Origin of the sequence: Sediminibacillus massiliensis (assembly GCF_900156915.1) — a bacterium.
Classification (GTDB): domain Bacteria; phylum Bacillota; class Bacilli; order Bacillales; family Amphibacillaceae; genus Sediminibacillus_A; species Sediminibacillus_A massiliensis.
In genome coordinates this window covers 4,234,527-4,246,579 of record NZ_LT732535.1, presented here as the reverse complement: position 1 = coordinate 4,246,579, position 12,053 = coordinate 4,234,527, and the positions used below count along the sequence as shown (strand labels likewise).

Below are 12,053 nucleotides of genomic sequence, written 5' to 3'. Positions count from 1 at the left end.
CGCTTGGGCCTTTTCACTGCGGCTTCTCGCAAAAGAAGCACCCCTTCTCCCGAAGTTACGGGGTCATTTTGCCGAGTTCCTTAACGAGAGTTCTCCCGCTCACCTTAGGATTCTCTCCTCGCCTACCTGTGTCGGTTTGCGGTACGGGCACCTCTTTCCTCACTAGAGGCTTTTCTTGGCAGTATGAAATCCGGAGCTTCGGTACTTATGTTCCCTCCCCGTCACAGCTTGAGATTGTTGGACGGATTTGCCTATTCCAACTCTCTTACTGCTTGGACGCACATTTCCAATCGTGCGCTCTCCTTATCCTCCTGCGTCCCCCCGTCGTTCAAACGGAAAGGAGGTGGTACAGGAATATCCACCTGTTGTCCATCGCCTACGCCTTTCGGCCTCGGCTTAGGTCCCGACTAACCCTGAGCGGACGAGCCTTCCTCAGGAAACCTTAGGCTTTCGGTGAAAGAGATTCTCACTCTTTTTTCGCTACTCATACCGGCATTCTCACTTCTAAGCGCTCCACCAGTCCTCACGGTCTGACTTCGCTGCACTTAGAACGCTCTCCTACCATTGTTCGCAAGAACAATCCGCAGCTTCGGTGATACGTTTAGCCCCGGTATATTTTCGGCGCAGAGTCACTCGACCAGTGAGCTATTACGCACTCTTTAAATGATGGCTGCTTCTAAGCCAACATCCTGGTTGTCTAAGCAACTCCACATCCTTTTCCACTTAACGTATACTTTGGGACCTTAGCTGGCGGTCTGGGCTGTTTCCCTTTCGACTATGAACCTTATCACCCATAGTCTGACTCCCAAGATCGAGTAGCTGGCATTCGGAGTTTGACTGAATTCGGTAACCCGATGAGGGCCCCTAGTCCAATCAGTGCTCTACCTCCAGTACTCAACTCTTGAGGCTAGCCCTAAAGCTATTTCGGAGAGAACCAGCTATCTCCGTGTTCGATTGGCATTTCACCCCTACCCACACCTCATCCCCGCGTTTTTCAACACGCGTGGGTTCGGGCCTCCAGTCAGTGTTACCTGACCTTCACCCTGGACATGGGTAGATCACACGGTTTCGGGTCTACGACCAACTACTACAGGCGCCCTGTTCAGACTCGCTTTCGCTGCGGCTCCGTCTATGCGACTTAACCTTGCAGGTGATCGTAACTCGCCGGTTCATTCTACAAAAGGCACGCCGTTACCCATTAACGGGCTTCGACTACTTGTAGGCACACGGTTTCAGGTTCTATTTCACTCCCCTCCCGGGGTGCTTTTCACCTTTCCCTCACGGTACTGGTTCACTATCGGTCACTAGGGAGTATTTAGCCTTGGGAGATGGTCCTCCCGGATTCCGACGGAATTCCTCGTGTTCCGCCGTACTCAGGATCCACTCCGGAGGAAACGGCTTTTCAACTACAGGGCTCTTACCTTCTTCGGCTGATCGTTCCAGATCGATTCGTTTAAACCATTTCTTGGTAACTCCGATGGAGTGTCCTACAACCCCAGAAAGCAAGCTTTCTGGTTTGGGCTGTTTCCGTTTCGCTCGCCGCTACTTGGGAAATCGCATTTGCTTTCTCTTCCTCCGGGTACTGAGATGTTTCAGTTCCCCGGGTCTGCCTCGGTTATCCTATGAATTCAGATAACCGTACTGCTCCATTACGAACAGTGGGTTCCCCCATTCGGAAATTCCCGGATCAACGCCTACGTACGGCTCCCCGGGACATATCGGTGTTTGTCCCGTCCTTCTTCGGCTCCTAGTGCCAAGGCATCCACCGTGCGCCCTTCTTCACTTAACTATTATCCAGTTACAGCTCCCAACAGCTAGCGTAATAGTTAATATCGCTGCCAGTTCTTCAAAAACAAAGAACTTCTCGCAATCTTATCTATTCGTACGCTGTTAAACGGTCGCTTTCACTTTTAGTATTAAACATGAAAAGACGTTTTGTTTGATGTCTTGTATTGCTCTTATCTAGTTTTCAAGGTACAAGCTTCCACACGAGGTGGTGACTTCTGTGTTCGTCACAGGACGTGACGGTTCTTAACAGAAGATCCTTTTGAGGTTTTTAATCCCTCAAAACTGAACCAAACAATCAATTATGCCATTCANCACCTCATCCCCGCGTTTTTCAACACGCGTGGGTTCGGGCCTCCAGTCAGTGTTACCTGACCTTCACCCTGGACATGGGTAGATCACACGGTTTCGGGTCTACGACCAACTACTACAGGCGCCCTGTTCAGACTCGCTTTCGCTGCGGCTCCGTCTATGCGACTTAACCTTGCAGGTGATCGTAACTCGCCGGTTCATTCTACAAAAGGCACGCCGTTACCCATTAACGGGCTTCGACTACTTGTAGGCACACGGTTTCAGGTTCTATTTCACTCCCCTCCCGGGGTGCTTTTCACCTTTCCCTCACGGTACTGGTTCACTATCGGTCACTAGGGAGTATTTAGCCTTGGGAGATGGTCCTCCCGGATTCCGACGGAATTCCTCGTGTTCCGCCGTACTCAGGATCCACTCCGGAGGAAACGGCTTTTCAACTACAGGGCTCTTACCTTCTTCGGCTGATCGTTCCAGATCGATTCGTTTAAACCATTTCTTGGTAACTCCGATGGAGTGTCCTACAACCCCAGAAAGCAAGCTTTCTGGTTTGGGCTGTTTCCGTTTCGCTCGCCGCTACTTGGGAAATCGCATTTGCTTTCTCTTCCTCCGGGTACTGAGATGTTTCAGTTCCCCGGGTCTGCCTCGGTTATCCTATGAATTCAGATAACCGTACTGCTCCATTACGAACAGTGGGTTCCCCCATTCGGAAATTCCCGGATCAACGCCTACGTACGGCTCCCCGGGACATATCGGTGTTTGTCCCGTCCTTCTTCGGCTCCTAGTGCCAAGGCATCCACCGTGCGCCCTTCTTCACTTAACTATTATCCAGTTACAGCTCCCAACAGCTAGCGTAATAGTTAATATCGCTGCCAGTTCTTCAAAAACAAAGAACTTCTCGCAATCTTATCTATTCGTACGCTGTTAAACGGTCGCTTTCACTTTTAGTATTAAACATGAAAAGACGTTTTGTTTGATGTCTTGTATTGCTCTTATCTAGTTTTCAAGGTACAAGCTTCCACACGAGGTGGTGACTTCTGTGTTCGTCACAGGACGTGACGGTTCTTAACAGAAGATCCTTTTGAGGTTTTTAATCCCTCAAAACTGAACCAAACAATCGATTATGCCATTCGTTTTTGCTCCGAAGAGCAATTATCCTTAGAAAGGAGGTGATCCAGCCGCACCTTCCGATACGGCTACCTTGTTACGACTTCACCCCAATCATTGGCCCCACCTTCGGCGGCTGGCTCCAAAAGGTTACCTCACCGACTTCGGGTGTTGCCAACTCTCGTGGTGTGACGGGCGGTGTGTACAAGGCCCGGGAACGTATTCACCGCGGCATGCTGATCCGCGATTACTAGCGATTCCGGCTTCATGCAGGCGAGTTGCAGCCTGCAATCCGAACTGAGAATGGTTTTATGGGATTTGCTACACCTCGCGGCTTCGCTTCCCTTTGTACCATCCATTGTAGCACGTGTGTAGCCCAGGTCATAAGGGGCATGATGATTTGACGTCATCCCCACCTTCCTCCGGTTTGTCACCGGCAGTCACCCTAGAGTGCCCAACTGAATGCTGGCAACTAAGGTCAAGGGTTGCGCTCGTTGCGGGACTTAACCCAACATCTCACGACACGAGCTGACGACAACCATGCACCACCTGTCACTCTGTCCCCGAAGGGAACCTCTTGTCTCCAAGAGTGGCAGAGGATGTCAAGACCTGGTAAGGTTCTTCGCGTTGCTTCGAATTAAACCACATGCTCCACCGCTTGTGCGGGCCCCCGTCAATTCTTTTGAGTTTCAGCCTTGCGGCCGTACTCCCCAGGCGGAGTGCTTAATGCGTTAACTTCAGCACTAAGGGGCGGAAACCCCCTAACACCTAGCACTCATCGTTTACGGCGTGGACTACCAGGGTATCTAATCCTGTTCGCTCCCCACGCTTTCGCGCCTCAGCGTCAGTTACAGACCAGAGAGCCGCCTTCGCCACTGGTGTTCCTCCACATATCTACGCATTTCACCGCTACACGTGGAATTCCGCTCTCCTCTTCTGTACTCAAGTTCCCCAGTTTCCAATGACCCTCCACGGTTAAGCCGTGGGCTTTCACATCAGACTTAAGGAACCGCCTGCGCGCGCTTTACGCCCAATAATTCCGGACAACGCTTGCCCCCTACGTATTACCGCGGCTGCTGGCACGTAGTTAGCCGGGGCTTCCTCGTTAGGTACCGTCAAGGTACCGCCCTATTTGAACGGTACTTGTTCTTCCCTAACAACAGAACTTTACGATCCGAAGACCTTCATCGTTCACGCGGCGTTGCTCCGTCAGACTTTCGTCCATTGCGGAAGATTCCCTACTGCTGCCTCCCGTAGGAGTCTGGGCCGTGTCTCAGTCCCAGTGTGGCCGATCACCCTCTCAGGTCGGCTACGCATCGTCGCCTTGGTAGGCCGTTACCCCACCAACTAGCTAATGCGCCGCGGGCCCATCTGTAAGTGACAGCCAAAAGGCCGCCTTTCAACTTCTCCCCATGCAGAGAAAAGTGTTATCCGGTATTAGCCCCGGTTTCCCGGGGTTATCCCAGTCTTACAGGCAGGTTGCCCACGTGTTACTCACCCGTCCGCCGCTCGTTCCACAAGCGCACACCCCGAAGGGTGATTGCTTGCTTCCCGCGCTCGACTTGCATGTATTAGGCACGCCGCCAGCGTTCGTCCTGAGCCAAGATCAAACTCTCCATAAAATGTGAGCTTGCTTGCTCGAAAACTTGACTAGCATTTCTTGCTTGACATAATGATTGTTTTGTTCAGTTTTCAAAGATCAAATTTGGTTAACTGCCTATCACCGACAGTAATTAAATTCTAACATTGCTTGCGCCAAATGTCAATTGAAATTTCTAATTCGATTTTTTTCGGAAAACCACTTCTAAATTGGCGCGACAGCAATATACATATTACATTTGTTTTATAAAAAAGTCAATAACTTTTTTCATAGTCTTAATCATACAAGGATTTATATTTACTATACCCTTCTTCCAAAGTATTAAACCACTATTTCTCCATTCCACGACATCATCCCGTCGGCAAAATTAATAACCGAAAATCCTCGCTCATTCATAAAGCGCGCAGCGTCCCAGCTTCTAATTCCAGCCCGGCAAACGAGGATATAAGTTGCCTCCGATTTATCCAGAGAATGAACAGCATCAGGGATTTTTTGCAGCGGAATATGTATCGCTCCAGGCAGCATGCCATGGATGACTTCATATTCTTCTCTTACATCAATTATTATATAATCTGGGTTATTCAGCATTTGTTCTAATTCAGTTGAAGTTATTTCACGGATCATTGGCTCAGCCTCCTGCCATTAATTGTATCATCCTATAAGCAAAAAGAAACCCCGGGAATAGATCCCGGGGTTCGGTATTGTCAGTTTGCTACTATATTAACAAGCTTTCCTGGCACTGCGATGACTTTTCTTACTGTTTTCCCTTCAAGCCAGTCCTGGATAGCGTCAAGTTCCAGTGCTTGCTTCTCAAGATCATCCTTAGAAGCATCTTTGGAAACCATCATTTTAGCACGGACCTTACCCATTATTTGAATTGCAACTTCTACTTCGTCTTCTACCAGCTTAGCCTCATCGTATGCAGGCCAGCTAGCATACGCTAGTGTTTCTTGATGACCAAGGATCTGCCATAGTTCTTCAGCTAAATGAGGAGCAACTGGAGATAACAACTTAACAAACCCTTCGGCGTAGTCTCTTGGTACCTCTTCTGCCTTATATGCTTCATTGATAAATACCATCATTTGAGAAATGCCTGTATTAAAACGAAGGTCCTCAAAGTTTTCGGTAACTTTCTTAACCGTTTCATGGTAAGAACGCTCCAAAGAGTTGTCGCTTGGAGATTCCACAATTTTATCCGACAGTTTCCCTTCTTCTTCAACATACAAGCGCCAAACTCGATCAAGGAATCTCCGGGCGCCGTCCAATCCATTTGTTGACCAGGCTACAGCAGCATCCAATGGTCCCATGAACATTTCATATAATCTTAGTGTATCAGCACCATGCGTATCGACTATTTCATCCGGGTTAACCACGTTACCCTTGGATTTACTCATTTTTTCATTGTTTTCACCAAGAATCATCCCCTGGTTGAACAGTTTCTGGAATGGTTCTTTCGTAGGTACCACACCGATATCATATAGAAACTTATGCCAGAATCGAGCGTATAAAAGGTGAAGTACAGCATGCTCAGCGCCTCCGATATACGTATCGACCGGCAGCCACTTTTCCAATCTTTGATGATCGGCAAGTTCTTCGTTGTTATCAGGGTCAATATACCGAAGGAAGTACCAGCAGCTCCCTGCCCATTGCGGCATGGTATTTGTTTCCCGTCTACCTTTTTTACCGGTTTCCGGATCGGTGACATTTACCCAATGATCAATGTTAGCTAAAGGCGATTCCCCTGTGCCCGATGGTTTGATTTCTGTAGTTTTAGGAAGCTCCAACGGCAATTCATTTTCAGGAACAGCCGACATTGTTCCATCTTCCCAATGGATTACCGGTATCGGTTCTCCCCAATACCTTTGACGACTGAACAGCCAGTCTCTTAAACGATAAGTAACCTGCCGTTTCCCACTTCCGTCTTGTTCAAGCCATTCAATCGCTTTTTCAATCGCTTCTTCTTTATTTAAACCATCCAAAAATCCAGAATTAATGTGCTTTCCGTCTCCTGTATAAGCTTCTTCTTCCACATTCCCGCCTTCTAAGACAGGAACAATCGAAAGGTCAAACTTCCTGGCGAATTCGTAGTCACGTTCATCATGTGCTGGCACAGCCATTATCGCTCCAGAACCGTAGGTCATCAATACATAATCCGCCACCCAGATCGGAAGTTTTTCTCCATTGATCGGGTTAATTGCATAAGCACCGGTAAACACTCCTGTTTTATCCTTAGCTAGATCGGTCCTTTCCAAATCGCTCTTGGCTTTAACTTGATCCAAATATTTATGGACGGCATTCAATTGTTCTTCCGTTGTGATTTTCTCCACAAATGGATGCTCTGGCGCCATGACAGCATAAGTGGCCCCGTATAAAGTATCTGGTCTTGTAGTAAATACAGTGAAAGATTCATCGAATCCGTCGATACCGAAGCGGACTTCCGCTCCCTCAGAACGGCCGATCCAATTTCGCTGCATATCTTTGATGCTCTCCGGCCAATCCAAGTCCTCCAGATCATCTAAAAGACGGTCAGCATACGCTGTGATCTTCAACATCCACTGTTTCATCGGCTTACGTTCTACCGGGTGTCCGCCACGTTCACTTTTTCCATCAATAACCTCTTCATTGGCCAACACAGTACCGAGTGCAGGGCACCAGTTAACGGCCACTTCATCGATATATGCCAGCCCTTTTTCATATAATTTCAAGAAAATCCATTGTGTCCACTTATAATAGTTCGGATCGGTGGTATTGATTTCTCTATCCCAATCATATGAGAAACCAAGCTCCTGGATTTGCCTTCTAAACGTGTCGATGTTTTTTTTGGTGAATTCTTCCGGATCATTTCCTGTATCTAATGCATATTGTTCAGCTGGAAGTCCGAATGCATCCCACCCCATTGGATGTAACACTTCATATCCTTGCATCCTCTTCATTCTGGAAATGATATCTGTCGCCGTGTATCCTTCAGGGTGGCCGACATGAAGACCCGCACCCGAAGGATACGGGAACATATCCAGCACATAAAATTTATCCTTGTCTGTATCCGAATTTGTCTTGAATGTCTTGTTTTCCAGCCAATAATTACGCCATTTTTCTTCGATTTTTCTATGTTCAAACGACATAGGGTCCTACCTCCTGATTATACGTGTGTCTAATTCCCTGCTTGACAGGCAGTTCATTTTTTTCTATAAAAAAATCCCTCTATCCCATAAATCATGGGACGAGAGATTGTTTATACCCGCGGTACCACCCAAATTAGCGCAAAGAAGCGCTCGCTCGAGGTCCTTAACGCGGACAAACGGCGGAAATTACTGCAAATTCACTTCCGCAACATCAAAGGCGAGTTCATAAAGGTCAGGGACAGCTTCCACCAGCCGCTGTCTCTCTGTCTGTGTCCTGAAACTTTTACTACTATTCCTTCTCATCGTCGTTCTTATCATTGTAATGGTATTGTAATGAAAGCAACCTTCTTTGTCAAGGGAGGAGAGATCAGGCTTTTTCCTCCAACTTGAACTTTCCGACTGTCTCATTTAGATTAACGGTCAATGCCCTGAGTTCCGAAACTTGTTCTACCATATGGTTAAACGCACTTAATTGTTCTTCTGTGGAAGCGGAAATTTCTTGATTGCCGGCTGCTGTCTGTTCCAAGACGGCGCTTATGCTTTCGATATTCCCAAGAACTTTGCCACCTAATCCTTTGGAGTCTTTCACCCCTACAAGCAATTTTTCAAGGCTAGACGATATACCTTGAACTTTCAGATCTATGTCCTCAAAAGCTGACGTGGTGGCCATCATCGATTTTTTCTCTTCTCCGACAATTTCTGTTCCTTTCTTAACGGAATCCCCTATTTGCTTGATTCCCTTTTCAATCATATGTACCATTTCAAAAATATGTTTCGTGGCCTGGGATGAATCTTCCGCAAGCTTGCGGACTTCTTCAGCTACTACTGCAAAACCTTTACCCGCTTCACCTGCACGGGCAGCCTCGATTGCGGCGTTTAAAGCAAGCAGGTTGGTTTGTTCGGCTATTTCGGATACTGCTTTCGCCATATTTTCTATTTCTCCCGTGTAGCTTGAAAAGGTAGTAGTCGCTCTTTCAATCTGTTTGGAAGTCTCTTCATTTTCAAGAACGAGTTTCTGTTGTTTATCCAATGCTTCCTTCCCGTATTGTACAGCTTCCTGTGCTTCACGGCTGTATGTTACCGATTGCTCGGAGTAATCAACATTGGCAGTGAACCCTTGATCCATTTGTTCAACTAGTTGGACGGCATCCTGTAAATCACCTGAAATTGTCTGAGTACCAGACGACAATTCATCGGTGGATGCTGCAACTTGATTGCTCACTTCTGTAAGCATTTTGTTTTCTTCCTCAAGGGATTTAGAAAAATTCTCCACATCCCTGCTAACACCGTTTATGGATAAGATCAGGCCTTTCAAGTGATCAACCATGTGCCCGAAAGATATGTTCAAGTCTCCCAACTCATCTTTTCCCTTATAAGCAACAGGTTCGACCATAAGATTACCTTCTGCAACCAAACTGGCGTTGCCGGCAAGCTTTTTCAGACCTCTAGTGATAGAATCGGTGATTTTCCAGGTGACTATTGTTGAAATAACAAGCAATACTGCACATCCAATCAACGCCGATACAATCACAAACTGAATTTGGTTTTTCATATTTTGCTGGACGGCCTGATAATGATCGTTCGCTTCTTGGTTTAACATATAAATATCATTAAGGATACCATCAACCCTTACAGACTGTTTCTTGGCTTCACTGAAATCAACTGAAGCTAATGCCTGCTCAGATGCTGACTGCCAGTCTGTGAATTTCTCATTTGCTTTTTCTAAATGAATTTTACTTTCGTCGTGTATGACTTTTTCCTGTAAGCCGGAAATTACTTTATGGCTGTCGGATATCTCTCTCAGTGACTCTTCCATCAATCCATCTGTTCCGGATATAGAATAATTGCTCAATCCTTGTTTGGCAGCATTCAACTCTGATTGCAGCTTTTCGATGTCGAGAAGGATCGCTACTTGGTCCTGGGTGGATGATTGTATTCGGATCATGCTGAATATGATAAAACCCACTATCAGGCAGGTAAACAACAAGATGCCAAATGCATTAAATAATAGTTTCTTTTTAATAGACATAGTATCCTCCTTATCCTTGCTCCGAGAATTCAGCTTCCGCTTCATCCAGCAATTGTTTTTCCTGATCTGATAATTCGATCACTCTGACAGGAGCAAGTCCGACTCCATCGTTAGCGATGCCTAAGCGAATATGCCCTGTAGGAATTTCCCCGTTATCCACCAATTGTTTGGCCAAATCGAAAACCGCAACATCCACTTTCTTTAGGACAGAAGTAATTACTGATTTTTCAGCATAATAATACTGATCGGAATCCACTCCTATCGCATAAGCGCTCTTTCTCTGTGCTTCCTGCAAGGCTCCAACACCGGTGAAACCGGCAGCAGCAAAGAGGACGTCTACACCTTCTTCTATCATTCCATCAGCGATTTCGGCGCCTTTTTCATCATTGCCGAAATCATTGGCGTACTCTAGGTCGACCTCAATGTCGGGTGTTACTGATTTCGCACCGGCCGTAAAACCATCCCCAAAATCATTGATGGTTTCATTGTCTTCCCCGCCGATAAAACCGATTGTATCCGTTTCGGTGGTTATTGCAGCAATTACACCAGCCAAGTAGCTTCCCTGCATGGCATCGAATGAAACGGAAGTAATATTATCCAACTCAGACACAGCATCTATCAGTACAAACTGCTGTTCAGGGTTTTCTTCTGCAACTTGTTCGAGATCTTCCTGGACCATGTAACCCAGGCCAATAACAATATCGCTCTCTTCCTTTACTAGTTCCTCCAACCCCTCTTTATAGCTTCCTGCACTTTCTAATTCTCTATAATCGAAAACAATCCCCAATTCATCCCTTGCCTTTGTCAGACCTTGAAAGGCGGAATCACTAAACGATTGATCTCCCAACCCCACGTCTGACAACATAATACCAATCTTGATTTGGTCATCAGAATTGCTCTTGGCTTCTTGGTTTGAGCAACCGGAGATTATAATGGTGAATACACTTAAAATAAATAATATCTTTCGAAAATACATATTAACTCTCCCTTATCGATTCTGTACTTTTATGTTATCGGTGGGAAAAATGCAATTATGAAGGATTCCCTGACAAGTCTGTAATTGTTTTTAGATTCAGAATTGCAAAAAAAATCCTCCGTTTTAAGCGGAGGATGCTTCTTAACTATTTTTCAAATCGTTTTGATCCAATATCATATCATTTAAACATTGACTTGCACGCAGATGAAGTCTGTACAACTGCTCTCTTTGTTGGGCATTGGAGCTGTCCATCAGTTTTTCTATATCTGCTTCCAGTTCGACCAATTTGGTTTGAGCTTCGGTATATACCGTGTCAATTTCATATCCATTTCGATTTGTAATATCCAATGCTTGTTCTGCTTGCACAATGCAGGCGTTTCCCAATTCGATAATATCCTCGATTGACTGTCTTGTCGCCATTATTATCACCTCGTTTTTAAAGTGTTCCAAAATAAAACACATATACATGATAGGGCAGCAGATATTTGCCGTTAAAATAATTCGTGCTAAACTACTGGTAGCAAATGAATTTAAGGAGAAGAATCTATGGTAAAAAAAGTTCTGACATATGCACATGAATTACTGGTGGAAACAATCGCTGCAGGAGAAACCGTTATAGATGGCACATGCGGAAATGGGAATGATACAGTTTTTCTCAGTAATGTTGTAGGGGAGAATGGAAAGGTTTATGCATTTGACATACAAAGACAGGCTATTGATAATACGACCGCCTTATTAGCTAGAGAAAACATCAAAAATGTCAAACTCATTGAAGATGACCATCAACATGTTGATTATTACCTGGCTGACGAGCCTGTTGCTGCAGCCATCTTCAACCTAGGCTACCTGCCTGGAAGCGATAAGCAAATCATCACTACACCCGCAACGACCATAGCTGCTGTCGATGCCATTCTTCACAGGCTCAGACCTGGTGGAAGGATTGTTATCGTCGTCTATCACGGTCATGAAGGGGGCGGGGTGGAAAAAGACGCTTTACTCGAGCATCTCAGCAATTACGATCAAAAAGCAGTCAGTGTTTTGAAGTATGAATTTATTAATCAAAAAAATAACCCCCCTTTTCTGCTTGCGATTGAAAACATAAAAAAAAGCAGAGACTGAGATATTCCC

At 45.9% G+C, this 12,053-nt stretch carries 6 protein-coding genes, 2 rRNA genes and 1 other annotated feature (1 of these 9 only partly in view); of the genes, 1 reads left to right on the top strand and 7 read right to left on the bottom strand.

Annotated elements, in window-relative coordinates:
- From CZ434_RS21660 to CZ434_RS22370, 7 genes are all read right to left on the bottom strand, one after another.
- Positions 1 to 1,789 (bottom strand): 23S ribosomal RNA (locus tag CZ434_RS21660) (it extends 1,130 nt beyond the left edge of the window).
- A 1,464-nt stretch (positions 1,790 to 3,253) separates the two neighbouring features.
- Positions 3,254 to 4,820 (bottom strand): 16S ribosomal RNA (locus CZ434_RS21655).
- Together the 16S and 23S rRNA genes form the textbook arrangement of a ribosomal RNA operon.
- Positions 4,821 to 5,119: 299 nt before the next feature.
- Positions 5,120 to 5,422, bottom strand: a complete 303-nt coding sequence (locus CZ434_RS21650) for a rhodanese-like domain-containing protein (RefSeq protein ID WP_077625021.1) — start codon at positions 5,420 to 5,422, stop codon at positions 5,120 to 5,122.
- An 80-nt stretch (positions 5,423 to 5,502) separates the two neighbouring features.
- Positions 5,503 to 7,920, bottom strand: coding sequence for a leucine--tRNA ligase (gene leuS, locus CZ434_RS21645; RefSeq protein ID WP_077625020.1), 2,418 nt, complete (start codon positions 7,918 to 7,920; stop codon positions 5,503 to 5,505).
- A gap of 91 nt (positions 7,921 to 8,011) precedes the next feature.
- Positions 8,012 to 8,232 (bottom strand) — a binding site (T-box leader).
- A 55-nt stretch (positions 8,233 to 8,287) separates the two neighbouring features.
- Positions 8,288 to 9,949, bottom strand: coding sequence for a methyl-accepting chemotaxis protein (locus CZ434_RS21640; protein ID WP_179107346.1), 1,662 nt, complete (start codon positions 9,947 to 9,949; stop codon positions 8,288 to 8,290).
- Positions 9,950 to 9,959: 10 nt separating this feature from the next.
- Positions 9,960 to 10,925, bottom strand: coding sequence for a BMP family lipoprotein (locus CZ434_RS21635; RefSeq protein ID WP_077625018.1), 966 nt, complete (start codon positions 10,923 to 10,925; stop codon positions 9,960 to 9,962).
- A 141-nt stretch (positions 10,926 to 11,066) separates the two neighbouring features.
- Complete coding sequence (locus tag CZ434_RS22370) at positions 11,067 to 11,345, bottom strand: DUF2524 family protein (RefSeq protein WP_179107345.1); 279 nt, start codon at positions 11,343 to 11,345, stop codon at positions 11,067 to 11,069.
- 126 nt (positions 11,346 to 11,471) lie between these two features.
- Between CZ434_RS22370 and mnmM the strand changes: the two genes are divergently transcribed.
- On the top strand, positions 11,472 to 12,044 hold the full coding sequence (mnmM, locus tag CZ434_RS21625) for a tRNA 5-(aminomethyl)-2-thiouridylate-methyltransferase MnmM (protein WP_077625017.1): 573 nt from the start codon (positions 11,472 to 11,474) through the stop codon (positions 12,042 to 12,044).
- Positions 12,045 to 12,053: the final 9 nt, after the last annotated feature.

Bases quoted from the DNA above. Each gene is read 5' to 3' on its own strand.
- CZ434_RS21650 (WP_077625021.1), bottom strand. From the start codon at position 5,422: ATGATCCGTGAAATAACTTCAACTGAATTAGAACAAATGCTGAATAAC.
- leuS (WP_077625020.1), bottom strand. From the start codon at position 7,920: ATGTCGTTTGAACATAGAAAAATCGAAGAAAAATGGCGTAATTATTGG.
- CZ434_RS21640 (WP_179107346.1), bottom strand. From the start codon at position 9,949: ATGTCTATTAAAAAGAAACTATTATTTAATGCATTTGGCATCTTGTTG.
- CZ434_RS21635 (WP_077625018.1), bottom strand. From the start codon at position 10,925: ATGTATTTTCGAAAGATATTATTTATTTTAAGTGTATTCACCATTATA.
- CZ434_RS22370 (WP_179107345.1), bottom strand. From the start codon at position 11,345: ATGGCGACAAGACAGTCAATCGAGGATATTATCGAATTGGGAAACGCC.
- mnmM (WP_077625017.1), top strand. From the start codon at position 11,472: ATGGTAAAAAAAGTTCTGACATATGCACATGAATTACTGGTGGAAACA.